Annotated in this window: 18 protein-coding genes and 1 riboswitch; of the genes, 11 read left to right on the forward strand and 7 right to left on the reverse strand. The window is 75.3% G+C overall.

Translation table 11 applies throughout. The annotated features are described in order from the left end of the window. Window positions 1–90: 90 nt before the first annotated feature. Window positions 91–1,158 carry a beta propeller repeat protein gene (locus AB0L25_RS18715; RefSeq protein ID WP_500173667.1) on the reverse strand — a complete coding sequence of 356 codons (1,068 nt, stop codon included), beginning with the start codon at window positions 1,156–1,158 and terminating at the stop codon, window positions 91–93. 234 nt (window positions 1,159–1,392) lie between these two features. Between AB0L25_RS18715 and AB0L25_RS18720 the strand changes: the two genes are divergently transcribed. Next, window positions 1,393–2,226, forward strand: a complete 834-nt coding sequence (locus tag AB0L25_RS18720) for a phosphatidylinositol-specific phospholipase C/glycerophosphodiester phosphodiesterase family protein (protein WP_500173669.1) — start codon at window positions 1,393–1,395, stop codon at window positions 2,224–2,226. Window positions 2,227–2,229: 3 nt separating this feature from the next. Here AB0L25_RS18720 and AB0L25_RS18725 read toward each other — a convergent pair whose 3' ends face one another. After that, window positions 2,230–2,730 carry an Lrp/AsnC family transcriptional regulator gene (locus tag AB0L25_RS18725; RefSeq protein ID WP_500173671.1) on the reverse strand — a complete coding sequence of 167 codons (501 nt, stop codon included), beginning with the start codon at window positions 2,728–2,730 and terminating at the stop codon, window positions 2,230–2,232. A 102-nt stretch (window positions 2,731–2,832) separates the two neighbouring features. Here AB0L25_RS18725 and AB0L25_RS18730 point away from each other — a divergent pair, with 102 nt between their 5' ends. Further along, window positions 2,833–6,366, forward strand: coding sequence for an indolepyruvate ferredoxin oxidoreductase family protein (locus AB0L25_RS18730; protein ID WP_500173673.1), 3,534 nt, complete (start codon window positions 2,833–2,835; stop codon window positions 6,364–6,366). 52 nt (window positions 6,367–6,418) lie between these two features. On the opposite strand, the gene AB0L25_RS18735 is transcribed toward AB0L25_RS18730, so the two are convergent. The 3 genes from AB0L25_RS18735 to AB0L25_RS18745 form a co-directional block, all read right to left on the reverse strand. Next, the gene (locus AB0L25_RS18735) at window positions 6,419–6,613 is read right to left on the reverse strand and encodes a CsbD family protein (protein WP_500173677.1); all 195 of its coding nucleotides are present in this window, start codon (window positions 6,611–6,613) and stop codon (window positions 6,419–6,421) included. A gap of 123 nt (window positions 6,614–6,736) precedes the next feature. Continuing rightward, window positions 6,737–7,378 (reverse strand): TetR/AcrR family transcriptional regulator, encoded by a 642-nt coding sequence (locus tag AB0L25_RS18740; RefSeq protein WP_500173679.1) that lies wholly within the window; start codon window positions 7,376–7,378, stop codon window positions 6,737–6,739. Between the two features lie 13 nt (window positions 7,379–7,391). Further along, window positions 7,392–8,255 (reverse strand): oxygenase MpaB family protein, encoded by an 864-nt coding sequence (locus AB0L25_RS18745; protein ID WP_500173681.1) that lies wholly within the window; start codon window positions 8,253–8,255, stop codon window positions 7,392–7,394. A gap of 170 nt (window positions 8,256–8,425) precedes the next feature. Here AB0L25_RS18745 and AB0L25_RS18750 point away from each other — a divergent pair, with 170 nt between their 5' ends. The 8 genes from AB0L25_RS18750 to AB0L25_RS18785 all read left to right on the forward strand — a co-directional run bounded on the left by AB0L25_RS18750 (window position 8,426) and on the right by AB0L25_RS18785 (window position 17,535). Further along, window positions 8,426–9,310 carry an ABC transporter ATP-binding protein gene (locus tag AB0L25_RS18750; RefSeq protein WP_500173683.1) on the forward strand — a complete coding sequence of 295 codons (885 nt, stop codon included), beginning with the start codon at window positions 8,426–8,428 and terminating at the stop codon, window positions 9,308–9,310. Next, the gene (locus tag AB0L25_RS18755) at window positions 9,307–10,362 is read left to right on the forward strand and encodes an ABC-2 membrane transporter-related protein (RefSeq protein ID WP_500173685.1); all 1,056 of its coding nucleotides are present in this window, start codon (window positions 9,307–9,309) and stop codon (window positions 10,360–10,362) included. The genes AB0L25_RS18750 and AB0L25_RS18755 overlap by 4 nt, the downstream gene beginning before the upstream one ends. 42 nt (window positions 10,363–10,404) lie before the next feature. Then, window positions 10,405–10,950, forward strand: coding sequence for a hypothetical protein (locus AB0L25_RS18760; RefSeq protein ID WP_500173687.1), 546 nt, complete (start codon window positions 10,405–10,407; stop codon window positions 10,948–10,950). 5 nt (window positions 10,951–10,955) lie between these two features. Next, the gene (locus tag AB0L25_RS18765) at window positions 10,956–12,104 is read left to right on the forward strand and encodes a sensor histidine kinase (protein WP_500173689.1); all 1,149 of its coding nucleotides are present in this window, start codon (window positions 10,956–10,958) and stop codon (window positions 12,102–12,104) included. Further along, window positions 12,101–12,757, forward strand: a complete 657-nt coding sequence (locus AB0L25_RS18770) for a response regulator (protein ID WP_500173691.1) — start codon at window positions 12,101–12,103, stop codon at window positions 12,755–12,757. Before AB0L25_RS18765 ends, AB0L25_RS18770 begins: the two co-directional genes overlap by 4 nt. 64 nt (window positions 12,758–12,821) lie before the next feature. After that, window positions 12,822–14,555 (forward strand): ABC transporter permease, encoded by a 1,734-nt coding sequence (locus tag AB0L25_RS18775; protein ID WP_500173693.1) that lies wholly within the window; start codon window positions 12,822–12,824, stop codon window positions 14,553–14,555. A gap of 262 nt (window positions 14,556–14,817) precedes the next feature. Then, window positions 14,818–16,038, forward strand: coding sequence for a glycosyltransferase (locus AB0L25_RS18780; protein WP_500173695.1), 1,221 nt, complete (start codon window positions 14,818–14,820; stop codon window positions 16,036–16,038). A gap of 105 nt (window positions 16,039–16,143) precedes the next feature. Beyond that, the gene (locus tag AB0L25_RS18785) at window positions 16,144–17,535 is read left to right on the forward strand and encodes a GntP family permease (RefSeq protein ID WP_500173697.1); all 1,392 of its coding nucleotides are present in this window, start codon (window positions 16,144–16,146) and stop codon (window positions 17,533–17,535) included. A gap of 22 nt (window positions 17,536–17,557) precedes the next feature. Here AB0L25_RS18785 and AB0L25_RS18790 read toward each other — a convergent pair whose 3' ends face one another. Next, a complete protein-coding gene (locus AB0L25_RS18790) occupies window positions 17,558–18,262 on the reverse strand; it encodes a FadR/GntR family transcriptional regulator (protein ID WP_500173699.1) in 705 nt (234 codons plus the stop codon). Window positions 18,263–18,375: 113 nt separating this feature from the next. Here AB0L25_RS18790 and AB0L25_RS18795 point away from each other — a divergent pair, with 113 nt between their 5' ends. After that, window positions 18,376–18,996, forward strand: coding sequence for a TetR/AcrR family transcriptional regulator (locus AB0L25_RS18795; protein ID WP_500173701.1), 621 nt, complete (start codon window positions 18,376–18,378; stop codon window positions 18,994–18,996). Window positions 18,997–19,084: 88 nt separating this feature from the next. On the opposite strand, the gene AB0L25_RS18800 is transcribed toward AB0L25_RS18795, so the two are convergent. Continuing rightward, complete coding sequence (locus AB0L25_RS18800) at window positions 19,085–19,870, reverse strand: CHAP domain-containing protein (RefSeq protein WP_500173703.1); 786 nt, start codon at window positions 19,868–19,870, stop codon at window positions 19,085–19,087. A 45-nt stretch (window positions 19,871–19,915) separates the two neighbouring features. Further along, a riboswitch (cyclic di-AMP (ydaO/yuaA leader) is annotated at window positions 19,916–20,043 on the reverse strand. Window positions 20,044–20,168: the final 125 nt, after the last annotated feature.

The following is a 20,168-nucleotide window of genomic DNA, read 5'->3' on the forward strand; positions in this document are numbered from 1 at the left end:
TGTTCTTCTTGTGATCACCAAGCTAGGGAGGCGGGACGAGCGAGGAATCTGACGTGCTTAGGTACTTTCGCCCGTCGCACGGATCGCCGGTCAGGGCGAGGTGAGCAGCACGGGCGAGTTGATGATCGTGCTTCCCTTCGCCCAGATCCGTCCGCTCGGCGCGACGGAGACGTCGTGCACCCAGGTTTCGACCGGGGTGGTGAACGTCCGCCAGGCGCCGCCCGCGTAGCGCAGGAGCGGCGCGGAGCCGTAGATGCTCGCGCGGTCGAGGACGACGAGGGGGTTGCCGTCCTTGTCCAGCCGCACCTTCTCGCCGTGGCCGTCGAGGGCGTCGGCGGGGGGCGCCGCGGTCCACGTCTCGCCGTCCCAGCGGTACAGGGCGTCCCAGGTGAGCGCCCAGACCGTGCCGTCGGCGGCGGGCGCGACGCTCGCGACGCACCGCTCGGTGGGGAGCGGGGGCAGCGTCGTCCAGGCGGAGCCGTTCCAGCGCAGGACGAGCGAGTCCATGCGTGCGGTGGCGGTGTCGTAGCGGCAGCTCCCGGCCCACGCGTCGGTGGCGCTGCGCGCCTGGACGTCCGCCAGCCCGTCCTGCAGCGGACGGGCGACGGGGTCGGCCACCCAGGCGTCGCCGACCCGGCGGAACAGCGCGGGCAGGAGCTGCCGGCCGTCCGGGCCGCCGCGGACCTCGATCTGGATCCACACCCCGGCCGGTCCCGCCCACATGCGGGTGCCGTAGGCGTAGGCGACGCCGGGCGGCGGGGCGACCGGCCGGAACGCGGTGCCGTCGAACCGCGCCAGGTAGAGGCGCTCGTCGTCCTGGACGCCCCAGGCCCAGACCTCGCCGCCGTGCGCGACGACCTGCCAGACGGCGCCGTTGCCGGACCAGCCCTCGAGCGGATACTCCTTCCACTGCGAGCCGACCCGGCGGCGCACCACCGGGTTGCCGGCGCTTTCGCCGATCTGTCCCTGGCGGCCGGAGATCCACGCCTCGGTGTCGGAGACGGCGGCGACGCTGGACACCCCGGCCCGGGGCCAGAGGAACGGCAGCGGGACGTCTCTCAGCGCGGCGGGCGGGGCCTCCGCGTGGACGGCGGACACGGGGGCCAGGGCGACGATCGCGACGGCGGCGGCGGCGAGCCGGGCGGGGAGTGATCTCATGCCGGACATCATCCGGTCCATCCCATAAAGATGCCAGTGTTCACTGGGAAAATCGCGGCCGCCCGTCCGGTAGCGGCCTACCGGAGTCGGTCGGGCGGGCAGGCACACCCGGCGGTCGAGGACGGCTCCGCCTCCGTTCGCGCACCCGCTGCGCTGCGCTGACGAGCCGTTCGCCTGGCGTCCATCCGGGGGCGATGGGGTCGACGACGCCCCATCGTGATCAAGGAGGGACGCATGCGTTCGCTCTTCTCCGCCGCCCTGGCCGGCGTGCTCGCCCTGGCCTTCACGGCGCCCGCCGCGGCCGGGACGCGGCCGGGCGTCGAGCTCGGCAGCCCGCTGCCGCAGGCCCACGCCCACAACGACTACCACCACGAGCGGCCGTTGCTGGACGCCCTGGAGCACGGCTTCACCAGCGTCGAGGCCGACGTGTGGCTCGTCGACGGCGAACTGCTCGTGGCGCACGACGCCTGGGAACTGCCCGAGGCCGGCACCTTCGAGGACCTGTACCTGGACCCGCTCACCGACCTGGTCAAGGGCAAGGGCCGCAGCGTGTACCCCGGCTGGAACGGGACGTTCCAGCTGCTGGTGGACATCAAGACCGACGCCGAGTCCACCTACGCCGCCGTCGAGGCCGAACTGGCCGAGCACGGGCGGGTGCTGGCCCGGTACCAGCGCGGGAAGGTGCACCGCGGGCCCGTCCAGGCCGTCATCAGCGGCAACCGGCCGCTGGCGACCATGCGGGCGGCCGAGCGGCGGTACGGGTTCTACGACGGGCGCTCCGGCGACCTCGGCGGCCCCCTCGACGCCCGCCTGATGCCGCTGGTCAGCGACAACTGGAACAACCTGTTCACCTGGCGCGGCGTCGGCCCGATGCCCGCCGCCGAGCGCGCGCGGCTGCACGAGATGGTGGACGACGCGCACCGGGCCGGGCAGCGCATCCGGTTCTGGGCGACCCCGGACGCGCCGGGCCCCGCGCGGGACGCCGTCTGGACGGAGCTGCGGGCGGCCGGCGTGGACCACATCAACACCGACGACCTGCCCGGCCTGCGGGAGTTCCTCACCGGGTGACCGCTACGCGCGCGGTTTGCGTTCCGCGGACCGGGCCCGCTTCTCCTCGTCCTCCAGCAGGGGGCCGACGCGGAACGGGACCTGGTCCGTGAGGACGATCGAGGTGGTGCTGCGCCGGACGCCCGGGCAGGCGAGGATCGAGTCGATCACCTCGTGGAGCTGCTTGCCGTTCGGCGCGACCGCGCGCACCAGCAGGTCGCCCTGGCCGGTGATGCCGAGGACCTCCAGGACGCGCGGGATCGCGGCCAGCCCCAGCGCCGCCTCGCGCAGCCGTCCCTGCGCGACCTCCAGGGTGACGAACGCGGTGAGCTCGAAGCCGAGCGCGCCGAGGTCGACCTCCCGGCCGCGGTGCCCGATGACGCCCTCCCGTTCGAGCCGCTCGACGCGGGCGTGCGCGGTGTTGCGGGCGATGCCGAGCTTCGCGGCCAGCTCGGTGACGCCGATCCGCGGCTGCTCGACGAGCCGCCGCAGGATCTGCAGGTCGAGGAGGGTGGTACGGGTCACAGCGCTCAGCCTTCCCGGTTCGTCCGGCCCCGGATTGAGCAATCTGCTCAACCATCGACCGACCATATTGCACAACGCTCACCGCGGAGAGCTAATGCAGGCATGCATACCATCGCTTCTCCGCTCCGCGACCGGCTGGAACTCGACCGGGGACGGATCGCGATCGGCGGGGTCCACGCGCTCGTCCGGCTGCTGCTCGACCAGCGGCGCGCGGACGCCCGGCGCGGCTGGAAGACCGCGGGGTTCGTCTCGGGGTACCGCGGCTCGCCGCTCGGCGGGCTCGACCAGCAGCTCGTGCGGGACGCGGCGCTGCTGGAGGCGGACGGCATCCGGTTCGTGCCCGGCGTGAACGAGGAGCTGGCGGCGACGGCCGTCTACGGCTCGCAGCTCGCCGAGCACCTGCCCGGGCCGCGCTACGAGGGCGTCTTCGGCCTCTGGTACGGCAAGGCGCCGGGCGTGGACCGGTCCCTGGACGCCTTCAAGCACGCGAACTGGCTCGGGACGTCCGCGCGCGGCGGGGTGCTCGCGGTGGTGGGCGACGACCCGTCGTGCAAGTCGTCCACGCTGCCGTCGGCGACGGAGGGGGCGCTCGCCGAGGCGTTCATGCCGGTGCTCGTCCCGGCGTCGGTCGGGGACGTGCTGCGGCTCGGCCGGCACGGGTTCGAGATGTCGCGGTTCAGCGGCGCCTGGACGGGCTTCAAGGTCGTCACGGACGTCGCGGACTCGCACGAGGTGGTGGACGTCGCGCCGGTGCCGGACCCGGTGCTCCCCGAGTTCGCGTGGCGGGGGCGCCCGTGGCGGCCGACGCGGCGGCCGGGCGTCGACCTGAAGGACACGGTCGCCCTGGAGCCCGAGGTGCTGGAGGGACGGCTGCGGGCCGCGACCGCGTACGCAGCGGCGAACGGGCTCGACCGGATCGAGGGCGCGACCGGCGACGCGGCGATCGGGCTGGTGGCCGCCGGACGCACCTACCTGGAGCTGCGCGAGGCCCTCGACCGGCTCGGGCTGGACGACGCGGCGCTCGCCCGGCGGGGCGTCCGGCTGCTGCGGCTCGCCCTGGTCCACCCGCTGGACGCGGACCGGGTGCGGGAGTTCGCGCGCGGCCTCCGCGAGATCGTCGTGGTGGAGGAGAAGCGCGCGTTCGTCGAGACGCAGGTCCGGGACGTCCTGTACGACGCGGCGGACCGTCCCGCCGTGTACGGCAAGCGCGGGCCCGCCTCGTACGGGGAGTCGGCGGCCCGCGTCCCCGGGGCCGGGCCGGACGGGGCGCTCGTCCCGCTCGACGGCGGTCTCGACGCGGACCGGATCGTCAGGGCGCTGGCCCGGTTCCTCGCCGACCGGATCGGCGCGGAGCACGTCGACCTGCGCGACCCCGTGCTGCGGCCGGGCAAGCCCGCGATCACGCTGCTGGGGGCGGCGCGGACGCCGTACTTCTGCTCGGGCTGCCCGCACAACCGGTCGACGGTCGTCCCGGACGGGTCGATCGCCGCGAGCGGCATCGGCTGCCACGTGATGACCGTGTTCACCGACCGCTCCATCGGGACGACGCAGATGGGCGGCGAGGGCGCGATGTGGGTCGGCGCGGCGCCGTTCAGCGACACCGAGCACCTGTTCCAGAACCTCGGTGACGGGACGTTCTTCCACTCGGGCGGCCTCGCGATCCGGCAGGCGGTCGCGGCGGGCACGAACATCACCTACAAGATCCTCTACAACGCGGCCGTGGCGATGACCGGCGGGCAGGACGCCGACGGCGGCGCCGACCCGGCGGCGATCACCCGGATGCTGCACGCCGAGGGCGTCGCGAAGATCGTCGTGGTGGCGGACGACCCGTCCCGGTACCCGCGCGGGACGGACTGGGCCCCGGGCGTCCGCGTCCGGCACCGGGACGATCTGGACGCCGTCCAGCGCGAGCTGCGCGCGACGCCCGGCGTGACCGTGCTGCTCTACGACCAGGCGTGCGCGGCGGAGACGCGGCGCAAGCGCAAGCGGGGGCTCGCGCCCGACCCGCAGGCCCGCGTGCTGATCAACGAGGCGGTCTGCGAGGGCTGCGGCGACTGCGGCGTGAAGTCGAACTGCCTGAGCGTCGCGCCCGTCGAGACGGAGTTCGGGCGCAAGACGCAGATCGACCAGACGTCCTGCAACAAGGACTACTCGTGCGTCGACGGCGACTGCCCGTCGTTCCTGACGGTCGTCCCGGGGAAGGCGAAGGCCGCGCCGCGCCTGCCGGAGATCGGGGCGCTCGCCGAACCGGAGTCGCGTCCCGCGGCGGCGGACGTCCTGCTCGTCGGCATCGGCGGGACGGGCGTCGTGACCGTCAACCAGGTCCTCGCGATGGCGGCGTTGCTGGACGGGCGCCACGCCCGCGCGCTCGACCAGACGGGGCTGAGCCAGAAGGCCGGCGCGGTCGTGTCGCACCTGCGGATCGGGGACGCCGGCCGCGACCGTCCCGGCATGGTCGGCGCGGGCGGCGCGGACGCCTACCTCGTGTTCGACGCGCTGGCCGGGACGTCCGACGCGAACCTGCGCCGCTGCGCGCCGGGCCGCACCGCCGCCGTCGTGTCGACCAGCGAGGTGCCGACCGGCCGCATGATCACCGACACGTCGGCGGCGCTGCCGCCGAGCGCCGGGCTCGTCCGGCGGATCGCGGACCGCACCGACGCCGCCCGCCTGGTCGCGTTCGACGCCCTCGCGCTCGCCGAGCGCTGGTTCGGCGGCACGACCACCGCGAACTTCGTCGTGGTCGGCGCCGCGTACCAGGCGGGACTGCTGCCGCTCTCGGCGGACGCGATCGAGCGGGCCCTCCAGCTGAACGGCGTCCAGGTGGACGCGAACGTGCAGGCGTTCCGGGCGGGGCGCCGGCTCGTCCTCGAACCGGGCTGGGCGGACGAGCCCGCGGCGCCGTCCCCCGCTCCGGTGCGGCGCCCGCTGGACGGCACCGCGCCCGCCGCGGCGCGCCTGGTCGACGCGTCCGGGGCGGACGGCGAGCTGGCCCGCGTCCTGCGGATCCGCGTGCCGGACCTCGCCGCGTACCAGGACCTCGCGCTCGCCGAGCGGTACCTGGCGGCCGTGATGCGCGTCGCCGCCGCCGAGCGGGCCTCCGGTGCCGACGGTCAGCGCCTCGCGGTCGCCGTCGCGCGGAACCTGCACAAGCTGATGGCCTACAAGGACGAGTACGAGGTGGCCCGCCTGCACCTCGACCCGGAGCTGGCCCGGCAGGTCGAGGAGCGGTTCGGCGAGGGCACCACCGTCCGGTACATGCTGCACCCGCCGCTGCTCCGGGCCGTGGGGCTGGACCGGAAGATCGCGCTCGGCCGGACGGCGCGCCCGGCGTTCCGCGCGCTGCGCGCGATGCGGCGGCTGCGCGGCACCCCGTTCGACCCGTTCGGCGCCGCCGCGCAGCGCCGCGAGGAGCGCCGCCTCGTCACCGGCTACGTGGCCGTCGTGAACGAGCTGGTCGCGAGCCTCCGGGACGGCGCGTCGCCGGAGCGGCACGAGCTCGCCGTGCGGATCGCGGAGCTGCCGGACATGGTCCGCGGCTACGAGGACGTCAAGACGGCGAACATCACCCGCTACGAGGAGCGCCTCCGCGAACTGCTGGCGGAGTGGCGCACCGAACGCTCCCCGGTGGCCCGCTGACCGCAACGGACGCCCCGCGCGTGCTCGCGCGGGGCGTCCGTGCGCGGGTGCCTCAGCGTTCGGTGGTGCGGCCCGCCTCGCGGACCGCGTCCTTGGCCTTCTCGCCGACCTGCTTGGCGCCGCCCGCGACGCGGTCCTTGCGGCCCTCCGCCTCCAGGTACGGATCGCGCGACTCGCGTCCCGCGCTCTCCTTCGCGCGGCCCTTCGCGCGCTGCGTCCGGTTCTTGAGCTTGTCGAGCATGCCCATGGGGCCCTCCTCTCCAGGAGTCCGCCGTACGGGCGACAACGTCCCCCATAACGGACGTTCCATGCGTGGCGGCGCTCACGTTCGGGCGGGCCCGAGGCCGGGGCGGCTCCGGGGCGCCGGGGCTCAGCGCAGGATCGGGACGAGGTAGCGGCGGGCGAAGGCGCGGGCGCCCTCGTCGTCGAGGGGGATGAGCCCGGCCGGGGTCAGCAGCAGCGACTGCGTGAGCCGGACGAGGATCTCCGCGACGACCTCCGAGTCGAAGTCGCCCGCGTCGCCCTGCCGCTGGGCGGCGCGCAGGCGGCGGGCGAGGTAGCCGCGGGCGGCGGCCAGCAGGGGCCCCGCCCGTCCGGTGGCGTGCGGGAGCAGGACGTCCGGTTCCAGCACCATCAGGCGGTTCAGCAGCCGCTGCTCGCGGCTGATCCGCAACGTGGTGACGAAGCCCTCGACGAGGCGCTCCTCGAGGGTGTCGTAGGCGGCGACGGACCGGTCGAGCTCGCCGAAGAAGCGCCGGGCCTCGCGCAGCAGGACCCCGGTGACCAGGTCGTTCTTGCCGGGGAAGCGCCGGTAGACGGTGGCGCGGGCGAGCCCGGACGTGCGCGCGACGTCGTCCATCGTGGTGCGGCGGAGCCCGAAGGTCGTGAAGAGTTCGAGCGCGGCGTCCAGGATCCGGTCGGCCTGGGGCCCGGACGCCGTCCCGGACGGCTCGGCGAGCAGCCCGCGCAGCACCGCGTCGTCGGCGGGTCCCGCGTCGTCCTGGTCGCTCATGCCGCCGTCGAGCCTACCGGCGCAGGCGGGCGCGCAGCAGCGCGCGGGAGGCGATCGGCGAGTAGCGCAGCGGCCCGACCATCCCCCGGTCGGCCGTCCGCATGGCGGCGGCGAGGCGGCGGAACCGGCGCTCGTCGGCGGCCGACCAGGGCAGCCCGAACCGTTCGCGCAGGACCGGCGGCAGCGCGCCGATGCCGACCCGGCGCAGCACGGCGGTCGTCGGCAGCGCGAGCCCGGACCAGGCCGGGTCCGGAAGCGGCCAGTTCGGCGGGGGCGGGAGCGGCGTCCGGTCGAGGTCGATGAGCAGCCGGACGGTGTCGTTGCACTCCAGGCGGTCCTCGACCATGGCGTCGAAGTACTCCCGGAAGGCTGCGGGGCCGGCGGGGAGGTGGCGCTCGGTGATGCCGAGGGCGAGGGCCAGGTCGCGCCATTCGCCGAACAACTTCTCCTCCCGCGCCGCCGGAACGCCGCGGCCGAAGAGCCGCTGGGTCTGCACCATGCCGTGGAAGAGCGTGGCGTGCACCCACAGGTACGCCTCGGGGTTGAGCGCGTGGTAGCGGCGCCCCTGGTCGTCCACTCCCTTGATGTCCTTGTGCACCTCGCGGAGCCGCGCCGCCTCCCGCCGTCCCCGCTGCTCGCCGCGGTACCCCAGGAAGTCGAACGTGGACTCGAGGGTGCGCATGAGCCGTCCCCACCGGTCCTCCAAAAACACCGAGTGCTGGCCGACGCCCGCGCCGACGACCGGGTGGGCCACCTGCAGCAGCAGCGTGGCGCGGCCGGTCAGCGCGCCGCGCCAGTCGCCCGCGTACCGCCAGGTGAGGGAGTCGGGTCCGGGAATGGCGCCGGCGGCGCGGGGACGGACGTCCAGGTCGGTCATGGCGGCCTCCGTGAGACGTTCATACTTCTTTCGTCTCACCATCTCACACCGGGGCGGCGCCGCCAATGCCCGACGGCCGCCGGAGAACCGGCCGAAAGTACGACCGGCGGCGGGCCCGACCGTGCTTAGGGCCGGTGCCGCGGTACGGGGCCGTTCCCGAGGATGCGGGTATGTCGCATGAGGATCCGGTCCCGGTGCTGCACGCCGAGGGACTGACGAAGAGATACGGCCGCCGCGAGGCGCTGAGCGGAGTCGACCTCCGCGTTCCGGCCGGACGCGTCGTGGGGCTGGTCGGCCCGAACGGGGCCGGCAAGTCGACACTGCTGAACCTGGCCTGCGGGCTGCTGGAGCCGACGTCCGGTTCGCTGCGCGTCCTCGGGGCGCGGCCCGCGGCGAGCGCCGCGCACCTGGCCCGGGTCGGGTTCGTCGCGCAGAACACGCCGGTCTACCCGTCCTTCAGCGTGGCCGACCACCTCCGCCTGGGCGCCCGGCTGAACCCGTCCTGGGACCAGGGCCTGGCGGAGCGGCGCATCGCGCAGGTCGGGCTGAACCCGGGGCAGAAGGCGGGACGGCTGTCGGGCGGCCAGCGCGCGCAGCTGGCGCTGACGGTCGCCGCCGCCAAGCGCCCCGAACTGCTGGTCTTCGACGAGCCGGCCGCCGCGCTGGACCCGCTGGCGCGCCAGGGCTTCCTGGCCAACCTGATGGAGTTCGTCGCCGAACTCGGGGCCGCCGCGGTGCTGTCGTCGCACCTGCTCGGCGACATCGAGCAGGTCTGCGACCACCTCGTCGTGCTCTGCGACGCGCGGGTCCAGGTCGCGGGCGACGTCCAGGAGCTGCTGGCGCGCCACCACCGGCTGTCGGTGCCGGGCGGCGACCTCGGCGGCCTGCCCGCGGGCGTCGAGGTCGTCCGGGCGGAGCGCGGCGGCGCGGTGGTGCGCACCGACCTCCCGCCGTCGCGGCTGCCGTTCCGCGCCGAGCCCGTCACGCTCGAGGAGCTGGTCCTCGGCTACATGTCGCGCGCGAACGGCGCGCCGGACCCGGAGGCCGCGCGATGATCTGGCTGAACTGGCGGCAGTTCCGCGTCCAGGCGCTCGCCGCCGCCGTCGCGCTCGCCGCGATCGCGGGCTACCTGCTGTACCTCGGCATGGACATCCGGGACGCCCACGACGCCTACCGCGCGCGATGCACCGACCCCGCGGGCTGCGCGGAGGCGAAGAGCCAGTTCCTCGGCGCCTACCGGACGACGCTGCTGTTCGCCGCCGCCGGGCTCGGCGCGATCCCCCTCGTCACCGGCGTGTTCTGGGGCGCGCCGCTGGTCGCCCGGGAGCTGGAGCTCGGCACCCACCGGCTCGTGTGGAGCCAGAGCGTGACCCGGCGCGGCTGGCTCCTCGGCAGGATGGCGTTCGCGGGCGCCGCGGCGATGGTCGTGGCGGGCCTGGCCGCCCTCCTGCTGACCTGGGCGGCCTCCCCCTACGACCGGCTCGCCGGCGACCGGTTCGGCACGATCGAGTTCGGCGCCCGCAACATCGTCCCGATCGGGTACGCCTTCCTCGCGTTCGCCCTCGGCACGACGATCGGCCTGTTCGCGCGCCGGACGCTCCCCGCGATGGCCCTCACCGGCGTCGCGTTCCTCGCCGTCCAGTTCGCCGTGCCGAACCTCGTGCGGCCGCACCTCATGCCGTCCGAGACGGCGACCCTGCCGATGACCGCGCAGACCATCAACGGGGCCAAGAACCTGGGCAGCATCACCGGCGACCCCGTCATCGGCGGGCTCCAGGTGCCCGGCGCCCCCGACGCGTGGGTCAGCGACACCAGCCCGATGCGCACCGCGGACGGACGGACGGTCGACGCCGACGCGTTCAACAACTGCCTCGACGCCCCGGACGACGCCCCGGGCGGCACCCCGGGCGGCACCCCGGGCGGCACCGGCGCCGAGGGCACGTTCGGCGACACCGCCGTGTGCCTCGCCGCCCTCGACCTGCACGTCGACCTCGAGTACCAGCCCGGCGACCGCTACTGGTCGTTCCAGGCGGCCGAGACCGGGCTCTACCTGGCCGCCGGCGCGCTCCTCACCGGCATCGCGCTGCGGCGCGTCCGGCGCGCCTGAGCGCCCGCCGGTCCCACCACACGAAACCGAAGGCAGGCTTCCATGCCGTTCGCCAACAGTCATGAGCACGATCCGTCTCCAGCGAGACCGGGCGCACTGGTCAACGCGGCGCTCGGCGCGGTGTTCGCCCTGGGCATCGCCTTCACGGCGTACATGCTCGCCGTGAGCTGGGGCGGCGCCTACTGGGTCCCCACCAGCGGCATCGCGGCGGCGCTGTCCGGGCTGGCGCTGCTGCGCGGACGGCGGCGGACGTGGCCGGCGGCGGCGGGCGTGGGCGTCGCGGCCGCCGCCGTGGGGGTGTCGGCGACGGCCGGGCTGCCGCAGGAGCCGTCGCCCGTGGCGGCCCTCGCGCTCGCCGTGCTCGTCGGCTCCGCGCTGCGGACGCTGCCCGCGCCCGCGGCCGTCGCCGTCGCCGCGGGCGGCGTCGCGGTGGCGGCGCTCGGCTGGGTCACCGGGCCCGGCGGAGTGACGGCCCTCGCCGCGGTGATCCTCGCGGGCGGGGTCGTCACCGGGCCGCTGCTGCGCGTGCTCGCGCCGGTCCGGCCGTCCGGCGGCGGGCGCCGTCCGGGCGGCCCGCCGGTACCCTGACCGGCGTGAGCGTTCCGGGGGGATGGGTGCGGGGCGCCTCGACGGCCGGGCTCGGCGCGGTGTTCCTGGCGGCGATCGCCGTGCAGGCGCTGGCCATCGCGCAGAGCTGGGGTTCCTGGTACTGGGTGCCGGGCGCCGTGTCCGCCGCGGCGGTGTGCGGGCCCGCGCTGCTCGGGCTGCGCCGCCCGCTGTGGCCCGCGGTCGCGGCGCTCGTCCTCGCCGCCGCGGCCATCGCGGGCACCCGCGCGGCCGGGCCCGACCTCCCCGCCGAGCCCAGCCCGGCCATGGTCCTCGGGCTCGCGGTGCTGACGGCCGCCGCGCTCCGGGTCCTCGCGCCCGTCCGGGCCGCCGCCGTCGCGGCCGCCGGGCCGGTGGTGATCGTCGCCGGGCAGCTCGCCGCCGGGCCGCCGTCCGCCGGGCTCGCCGCGGTCACCGCGCTGGACGGCCTGCTCTGGCTCGCCGCCGCCGGGGCGGGGCTGTCGCTGCGGGCGCTGGACGTCCGGGCGCGCGCGACGGCCGAGCGGGTGCGGCGGGACGAGCGGCTGGAGCTGGCCCGCGAGCTGCACGACGTCGTCGCCCACCACATCACGGGCATGGTGCTCCAGGCGCAGGGCGCCCAGGTGGTGGCGCGGCGCGACCCGGAACGGGTGGGCGCCTACCTCGGCGAGCTGGAGACCGCGGGCACCGACGCGCTCGCCGCGATGCGGCGGATCGTCGGGCTGCTGCGCGACGCCGACGACGCCGCCCCGGCGTCCCCCGGGCCGGAGCGCCTGGGGGCGCTGGTGGAGCGTTTCCGCAGGCAGGGCCCCGAGGTGCGGCTGAGCATGCCGGAGGGGGACGACGGGTGGCCGCCGGAGGTGACGACCACCGTGTACCGCGTCACCCAGGAGGCGCTGACGAACGTGCTGCGGCACGCGCCCCGGGCCCGGTCCGTCACGGTCACCGTCGAGCGGGACGCGCGGGGCATCACCGTCGAGGTCGCCGACGACGCCCCGGCGGCCCCGGCCCGGCCCGCGCACCGCGGCGGCTACGGGCTGATCGGCATGCGGGAGCGCGTCGAGTCGCTCGGCGGGTCGCTGCACGCGGGGCCGCGGGCCGGCGCGGGCTGGTCCGTCCGGGCGACCCTGCCGGTGCCCGCGGCGGAGCCGCGATGACGATCTCGGTGCTGCTCGCCGACGACCAGGCGATGGTCCGGCGGGGGCTGCGGCTGATCCTGGAGGACCAGCCCGACATCACCGTCGTCGGGGAGGCCGCCGACGGGGCCGAGGCGGTCGCCCTGGCGCGGCGGCTGCGCCCCGACGTGTGCCTGGTGGACGTCCGGATGCCCCGGCTCGACGGCATCGCGGTGACCCGCGCGCTGGCCGGGCCGCGGGTGCGCGACCCGCTGCGGGTCGTCGTCGTCACCACCTTCGACCTGGACGAGTACGTGTACGGGGCGCTGCGCGGCGGCGCGGCGGGCTTCGTCCTCAAGGACGCCGGGCCCGCCCTGCTCGTCGAGGCGGTCCGGGCCGCCCGCAACGGCGAGGCGCTGGTCTCGCCGGCCGTCACGGTCCGGCTGCTGCGGCACCTGGCGTCCGCCGCGGCACCGGCGCGCGACGTGCGGCCCCCGCCGCTGTCGGACCGCGAGCTGGAGGTCGTCCGGGCCCTGGCGCGCGGCCGGACCAACCAGGAGATCGCGGCGGAACTGTTCATCTCGGTGAGCACGGTCAAGAGCCACCTGTCGGGCATCCAGGCCAAGCTCGGGGTGCGCAACCGGGTCGGGATCGTCACGTGGGCGTGGGAGAACCGGATCGTCGAGCCCGGCTGACCGCGCGAGCACCGGCTTTGACACCCGTCGCGGCCGACCGCTATCTATTGGCTAACCGTTAGGCATGAGGAGATCGAACGCCGTGGGCCGCTTCCTGCTCGTCTTCCGCCTCGTCCTGGCCGACGTGCGCCGGCACCCCGCCCAGGCCGCGTTCCTCCTCGTCTCGATCACCGCCGCCACCGCCATGCTGAGCCTCGGCCTGTCGATGCACGGCGCCACCGGGAAGCTCTACGAGCACACTCGGGCGGCCACGGCCGGACCGGACGTCGCCGCGTACTCGCCCGGCGCCGACCGGGCCACCGTCCGGGCCCTGGAGTCCCTGGCGGACGCGCCCGAGGTGGTCGCGCACAGCGGCCCCCACCGCCAGTACCACACGTCGCTCACGGCGCACGGCGCCACGGGCGCGGCGGTCGTGCACGCCGTCGCGGGGAAGCCGGGCCCGGTCGACCGTCCGCTGGTGACCTCGGGCCGCTGGGTCCGGCCCGGCGGGGCCGTGCTCGAACGCGGGTTCGCCACCGCGCTGGACGTCCGCGTCGGCGACGACGTCACCGTCGCCGGGCGCACGTACCCCGTCGTCGGGATCGCGGTGACCGCGGCCCGCTCGGTCTACCCGTGGGCGATCGGGATCGGCCCGGGCGGCGGGCCGAGCGACGGCGGCGGCCTGGTCTGGCTGGCCGAACCGGACACCCGCGCGCTCGCGTCGTCCGACGACGTCCCGGTCACCTCCTTCGCCTACCTGAGGCTGCGGGATCCCGGCGCGGCCGAGCGGCTGACCCGGGACGATCCCCCGCTCGGCCCGGAGTTCGCGGACACCTGGACGCACTTCGCGTCCGCCGAGATGATCGCCGGGCAGGACGAGGTCATCCTCCGGGGCAGCAAGCCGATCCTGGCCATCGGGAGCTGGCTGCTCGCCTTCCTCGCCATCGGCGGCGTCGCCACGCTGGCCGCGGGACGCGCCGTGCGGCAGACCCGCCGGGTCGGGCTGCTCAAGGCGATCGGCGCCACGCCCCGCCTCGTCGCCGCCGTCCTGTTCGCCGAGTACCTCGCCCTGGCGCTCGTCGCGGACGTCCTCGGCCTGCTCGCCGCGCGGCTGGCCGGGCCCGCCGTCGTGAATCCCAGCGGGAGCCTGATCACCACCGCGATCGGGCCGTCCGGCGACACCGTCGCCGTCACGACCGTCGTCGCCCTGGCGGCGGCCGTCCTGACCACCCTCGGCCCGACCGTGCGGGCCCTGCGCACCGACACGGTCGGCGCCCTCGCCGACGGGGCCCGCCCGCCCGCGCAGCGGGCCCGGCTGACGCGGGTGTCGGCGCTGCTGCCGACCCCGCTCCTGCTCGGGCTGCGGCTGGTCGCCCGCCGCCCCGGCCGCGCCTTCCTGCACGCCTGCAACACCGCCTTCACGATGACCACGGTGATCGGCCTGCTGGTGATCTACGCCCAGCCGACGAAGGGGTATCCGGGCTCGGCGATGGCGACCGCGCTGCGGGACGCCCAGGAACGCCACGTCATCCTGGCCGTCACCCTCGCGCTGATCGTCCTCGCCGCCGTCAACACCGTCGCCGTCACCTGGACGACGGCGCAGGACGCCCGGCCGACGATGGCCGTAGCGCGCACGTTCGGCGCGACGCCCGCGCAGATCACCGCCGGGCTGTCCGCCGCGCAACTGCTGCCGACGCTGCCCGGCGCCCTCGCGGGCATCCCCATGGGCCTCGTCTTGTGCCTGCCCTTCAGCGCCGGGAACACGGTCTGGCCGCCCGCTGGCTGCTGCTCGCCGCCGCGCTCGCCGCCCTGCCCGTGACGGCCGTGCTCACCGCCGTCCCGGCCCGCCTCGCAGCCCGCCGGTCCGTCGCCCGGACTCTCACCCTGGAAGCGACCTGAACGCTCCTCGCGGACGCCTTTTCCGCGCGCGCCCATTCGTGAATGCGAGGTCGCGAATACGAGGGGAATGGACACCTCTCGCCATTTTCAATCTATAGCGCACCCGGGGGCTTGCGGCAAGACCCGGGCGGTGCCGCAGAATCGTCGCCCGAGGCCGGAACCTGCGGAAACGGGGAATCGAAATGCGGGTATTGCTGTCGACGTACGACTCGCGCGGGGGCGTCGAGCCGCTGGCCGCGCTGGCGGTGCGGCTGCGGGAGCTCGGCGCCGAGGCGGTGGTGTGCGCGCCGCCGGACTGCGCGGGCCGGCTGGCCGAGGCGGGAGTGCCGCTGGTGCCGGTCGGGCCGCCGGCGCGCGCGATCGCGCACGGGGAACGGCCGTCGGCGGCGGACGTGCCCCGGTTCGCGCGGGACCTGATCGCGACGCAGCTGGACGAACTCGGCGCCGCGGCCGCCGGGGGCTGCGACGCGATGGTGGTGTCCGGCCTGGTGCCCGCCGCGGTCGGCGCGCGCACGGTGGCCGAGCGGCTCGGCGCCGTCGCCGTGCACGTGAGCCACTGCCCGCTCTTCCTGCCGTCGCCGCACCACCGGCCGACGCCGCTGCCGGGCCGTCCGATCCCGCCGGAGGTGACCGACCGGCGGGAGCTGGACGAGCTGTCCGTCCGGAACTACAACGCGGTCTTCGGCGCGGCGCTCAACGCCGGCCGGGCGTCCGTCGGCCTGCCGCCGGTGGGCGACGTCCGCGCCTACATGCTCGGCGACCGCCCGCTGCTCGCGGCGGACCCGGTCCTGGCCCCCTGGCGCGAACCGGCGGACCTGGACGTCGTCCAGACCGGCGCGTGGATCCTGCCGGACGACCGCCCGCTGCCGGACGGCCTCCGGGCGTTCCTGGACGCCGGGGCCCCGCCGGTGTACGTGGGGTTCGGCAGCCTGCCCGCCCCGGCGGACGCCGCCCGCACGGCCGTCGAGGCCGTCCGGGCGCACGGCCGCCGCGTCGTCCTCGCCCGCGGGTGGGCGGGCCTGTCGGCGATCGACGACCGGGACGACTGCCGCACCGTCGGCGAGGTGAACCAGCAGGAGCTGTTCGGGCGGGTGGCGGCGGTCGTCCACCACGGCGGCGCGGGCACGACGACCGCGGCGGCGCGGGCGGGCGCGCCCCAGGTGGTGGTGCCCCAGATGGGCGACCAGCCGTACTGGGCCGGCCGGGTCGCCGAGCTTGGCGTCGGCGCGGCACACCTCGGCCCGGTGCCGACCCGCGAGTCCCTGTCGGCCGCGCTCGCAACGGCCCTGAAGCCGGAGACCCGGGCGCGGGCGAAGGCGCTGGCCGGACGGATCCGCACGGACGGGGCGCGGGTCGCGGCGCGGCTGCTGCTCGACGCGGCGGACCGGCGAAAGGGCCGGTGACCGGCCGGAACGGCGAAACACGCCGGGTCTTGTAAAGGTACTACCTTTGCGGCAAGGTGTGCGTACGCCGCCCGACGACGGGCGGGTCGGACGGACGGAGGCGCCGTGGAAGCGATCGAGCCGCAGTTCGGCACCGTCACGCTGTTGCTGATAGCGGCGGGCGCCGTGGCGGTGCTGCTCTTCCTGATCATGAAGGTGAAGCTGCACGCCTTCGTGTCCCTGGTCCTGGTGAGCGTGCTGACGGCCGTCGCCGTCGGGTTCGAGCCCGGCGACATCCCGGACGTGCTGATGTACGGGTTCGCCGACACGATCGGCGGCGTCGCGCTGCTGGTGGCGTTCGGCGTCATGCTCGGGCGGCTGCTGGAGGTGACCGGCGGCGCGCAGACGCTCGCGGACACTCTCATCGGCCGGTTCGGCGAGAAACGCGCCCCGCTGGCGCTGGGCGTCGCGTCGCTGCTGTTCGGGTTCCCGATCTTCTTCGACGCCGGGCTCGTCGTCTTCGTCCCGATCATCCTCACCGTGGCGCGGCGCTTCGGCGGGTCCGTGCTGTACTACGCGCTGCCCGCGGCGGGCGCGTTCGCCGCGATGCACGCGATCGTCCCGCCCCACCCCGGTCCCGTCGCGGCGGCGAACCTGATCGGCGCCAACGTCGGGCTCACGCTGCTCATCGGCCTCCCGATCGCGGTGGTCGCGTGGTACGTCGGCGTCATGCTGGTGTCCCGGTTCCTCGCCGCCAGGGTCCACGTGTCGGTGCCGGACGTCATCTTCGGCGAGGTGCGGAACGGCGACAAGGCCGAGGACGCCGACTGGCGGCCGCCGTCCTTCGGCACGGTCCTCGTCCTGCTGCTCATCCCGCTGGTGCTGATCTCCTTCAACACGGTGCTCACGACGCTGGTCGACAGCGGCGTGCTCGCCGAGGGCCAGGCCTGGGTCGACTACCTGAGCCTGCTCGGCATCACCCCGGTGGCGCTGCTGATCACGGTCATCGCCGCGATCCTGGTGCTCGGCCGCCCCAACGCGTCGATGGCGACCGTCAGCGGGATCGTCGACCAGGCCCTCGGGCCGGTGTGCGCGATCATCCTGATCACCGGCGCGGGCGGCATGTTCGGCGGGGTGCTGGAGCTCAGCGGCATCGGCGACGCGCTGAGCGGGAGCCTGTCCGACCTCGGCATCTCCCTGATCCTGCAGGCGTTCATCATCGCGACCCTGCTGCGCGTCGCGCAGGGCTCGGCCACCGTCGCGCTGACCACGACCGGCGGGCTGATCGCCGGGGCGGTCGCGGACGCCGGCCTCGGCGACGTCAAGCTGGTCCTGCTCGTGGTCGCCATCGCGGCGGGCGCGACCGTCCTGTCGCACGTGAACGACTCGGGCTTCTGGCTGGTGAGCCGCCTGTTCGGGATGGACGAGAAGACCACGCTCAAGACCTGGACCGTCCTGGAGACGACGCTCGGCCTGTCGGTGTTCGCGATCGCCTCGCTTCTTTGGCTGGTCGTCTAGTTCCGGTGGGGGCGGGCGCCGGTCAGGACGGGGCGCCGTGGCCGCCCAGCCGGCCCATCTCGTCGGCGACCTCGACGCAGATCGCGGTCATCGCGGCCCGCGCCACCTCGGACTCGCGGCCGGCGACGGCCTCGGCCACCACGAGGTGGAGCCGGCGCGCCTCCGGCTTGGGCCGCGCCGGCATCAGCCGGTGCCGCGTGCGCCCGCGCAGCACCTCCTCCACGACGTGGGCGAGACCGGCGAACATCACGTTCCCCGACGCCTCGAGCAGCAGCCGGTGGTAGGCGATGTCGTGCTCGAGGAACGTGGCCAGGTCGCCGGCCGCGCCCGCCGTCTCCATCGCCGCCCCGAGCTCGACGATCCGGTCCCGCTGCCGGGCGTCCGCGTACCGGGCGGCCAGCGCGGCGGCGGGCGGCTCGATCGCGGTGCGCAGCTGCGAGAGCTGGTGCAGGTGGACGTCCCGTTCCGGCCCGCCGAGCCGCCACCTGATCACGGCGCGGTCGAAGGAGTCCCACTCGTCCTCCGGCAGGACGGTGACGCCGGTGCGGCGGCGGCTGGCGACCAGCCGCATCGACGCGAGCACCTGCACCGCCTCCCGGGCGACCGTCCGGGAGACGCCGAACTCCTGCTGCACCCACTCCAGGTTGACCTTCGACCCCGGCTCGAGCGCCCCCGAGATGATCAGCGGTCCGAGCTTGGCGAGGACCTCCTCGTGCAGGGTCGGCATGCCCGCCAGCGTACCCGCGGGCGGCGCGGCGCCCCGGCCGCGATGTGGCCGTCCCGGGGCCGGCCGGTGGAGAGTGTGGGGGTCCCGTGCCGATCGGATGGAGGGGGAACGCCATGGCCTCTCGGACGCCCCGCGGCCCGTACGCGAAGTCGGCGGCGATCCGGCGCCGCGTGCTGGAGGCGTGCGTGGACGCCTTCGCGCAGACCGGCTTCTACGGCGCCACGATGAAGGACGTCGCCAAGCGCGCCGGCATCAGCTACACCGGGCTGCTGCACCACTTCCCCCGCAAGGAGGACCTGCTGCTCGCGGTGCTGGAGTTCCGCGGCGAACGCAGCGCCGGCCTGCTGGCGGCGGCCGGCGGGCGCGACCCCGCCGGGGAGCCGCTGCAGGCGCTGCGGGGCATGCTCGCGGTGGCGGCCGACAACGCGCACAGCCCGGGCCTGCTGGAGCTGCACTGCGTGATCTCGGGCGAGGCGACGTCGCCGCACCATCCCGCGCACGCCTACTACGCCGACCGCTACGGCAGGCTCCGCCGCTTCTTCACGGCCGCCTTCACCGCCCTGGACGAACGCGGCGAACTGCACTCGCGGCTTCCGCCGGAGACCCTCGCCACCATGACGATCGCCCTGCTCAACGGCCTGCAGGCCCAGTGGCTCTACGACCGCGAGACCGTCGACGTCCAGGACGGCCTGCGCGCGTTCCTGGCGTCCGTCGTCCCCGCGCTGGACGGGTGACCCGGCACCGCGCCCGGGTCCGGGGGCCGTCCGGAGACGCCGAAGGCGCCCGGCGGGATGCCGGGCGCCTTCGGGCGTGATCGGGGGATCAGGCGTAGTCGGGGTAGCCGTAGCCGACGACCTGGCCCTTGTCGCGGGTCTTCTCCTGGACGGAGTTGTCGACGTTGCCCTCGATGGTGCTGATGGTGCCGTCGCCGTTGTCCTTCTCGACGATGCCGACGTGGTCGATGGCGCCGATGTCGCCGCCGGAGCCCGCGCTCCAGTCGTAGAAGACGACCGCGCCGGGCTTGGCCTTCTGGCCCCAGCGGCCCTCGTCCTTGAACCAGCTCGCGTGCTGGACGGTGTAGGCGTCCCAGCCCATGTTCTTGACGCCGGTCTGCGAGCCGAGCCAGGACACGAACATGTCGCACCACTGGGCGCCCTTGTAGGCGTCGACGGAGAAGCCGCCGTCGCGGGCCGCGGTCGCCTCGGCGTGCGGCGTCGAGACGTACCAGTCGTGGAACTTGGTCATGTCGCCCGGGCCCTCCTCCTGGATGCCGACCTGCTCCTTGGCCAGGTCGATCACCTCGGACGCCTCGACGGCGCGCGGCGGGACCTTCCAGCCCTCGGCCTTGGCCTCGGCCGCGGTCATCGCGCCCGACGCCTCCGTCTTCGCGGAGTTCTGCGCCACCGCGACGGCGCCGCCGCCGGCCGCGCCGTGCGCCTCGGTGGCCGCGTCGGCCCCGCCGAGCGGGTGGAACGTGGCGAGCCCGACGGTGCCGGCCAGCACCGCGCCGACGGCGACGCCGACGGCCCGCTCCTCCGCGCTCAGCCGCTTGACGGCCGCGACGGGGGCCAGCCGCTGCACGGCGGACTGAGGGTTGAGACGCTTCACGGACTCGCTAATACGATCGAAACGACCGGTCATGCAGGGAATCTCCTTGTCTCCCATGGCGCCTACCGGGTTAGCTGACGGATTCGGGCATGGAAGAGCCCTACGGCGCGCTCGGGACGCGCCGATTCACCCCTGGTACTCGGGTCCCCGGCTCCGCTCGGCCCTCAGGGCCTCGTGCGGACTCGGCCTGCGCGCCGCGATACGGCGCTGGATTGTCAGATTTCGCTGAGCGATGGCTCTGGGATTTTCTGAGCGACTGCTCTGGAAGAGGCGCGCGTTCCTGGCGCGCGTCGCGTGC

Source organism: Spirillospora sp. NPDC052242 (assembly GCF_040679555.1).
Lineage (GTDB): Bacteria > Actinomycetota > Actinomycetes > Streptosporangiales > Streptosporangiaceae > Spirillospora.

Bases quoted from the DNA above. Each gene is read 5' to 3' on its own strand.
- AB0L25_RS18715 (WP_500173667.1), bottom strand. From the start codon at position 1,158: ATGAGATCACTCCCCGCCCGGCTCGCCGCCGCCGCCGTCGCGATCGTC.
- AB0L25_RS18720 (WP_500173669.1), top strand. From the start codon at position 1,393: ATGCGTTCGCTCTTCTCCGCCGCCCTGGCCGGCGTGCTCGCCCTGGCC.
- AB0L25_RS18730 (WP_500173673.1), top strand. From the start codon at position 2,833: ATGCATACCATCGCTTCTCCGCTCCGCGACCGGCTGGAACTCGACCGG.
- AB0L25_RS18735 (WP_500173677.1), bottom strand. From the start codon at position 6,613: ATGGGCATGCTCGACAAGCTCAAGAACCGGACGCAGCGCGCGAAGGGC.
- AB0L25_RS18740 (WP_500173679.1), bottom strand. From the start codon at position 7,378: ATGAGCGACCAGGACGACGCGGGACCCGCCGACGACGCGGTGCTGCGC.
- AB0L25_RS18745 (WP_500173681.1), bottom strand. From the start codon at position 8,255: ATGACCGACCTGGACGTCCGTCCCCGCGCCGCCGGCGCCATTCCCGGA.
- AB0L25_RS18750 (WP_500173683.1), top strand. From the start codon at position 8,426: ATGTCGCATGAGGATCCGGTCCCGGTGCTGCACGCCGAGGGACTGACG.
- AB0L25_RS18755 (WP_500173685.1), top strand. From the start codon at position 9,307: ATGATCTGGCTGAACTGGCGGCAGTTCCGCGTCCAGGCGCTCGCCGCC.
- AB0L25_RS18760 (WP_500173687.1), top strand. From the start codon at position 10,405: ATGCCGTTCGCCAACAGTCATGAGCACGATCCGTCTCCAGCGAGACCG.
- AB0L25_RS18770 (WP_500173691.1), top strand. From the start codon at position 12,101: ATGACGATCTCGGTGCTGCTCGCCGACGACCAGGCGATGGTCCGGCGG.
- AB0L25_RS18775 (WP_500173693.1), top strand. From the start codon at position 12,822: ATGAGGAGATCGAACGCCGTGGGCCGCTTCCTGCTCGTCTTCCGCCTC.
- AB0L25_RS18780 (WP_500173695.1), top strand. From the start codon at position 14,818: ATGCGGGTATTGCTGTCGACGTACGACTCGCGCGGGGGCGTCGAGCCG.
- AB0L25_RS18790 (WP_500173699.1), bottom strand. From the start codon at position 18,262: ATGCCGACCCTGCACGAGGAGGTCCTCGCCAAGCTCGGACCGCTGATC.
- AB0L25_RS18795 (WP_500173701.1), top strand. From the start codon at position 18,376: ATGGCCTCTCGGACGCCCCGCGGCCCGTACGCGAAGTCGGCGGCGATC.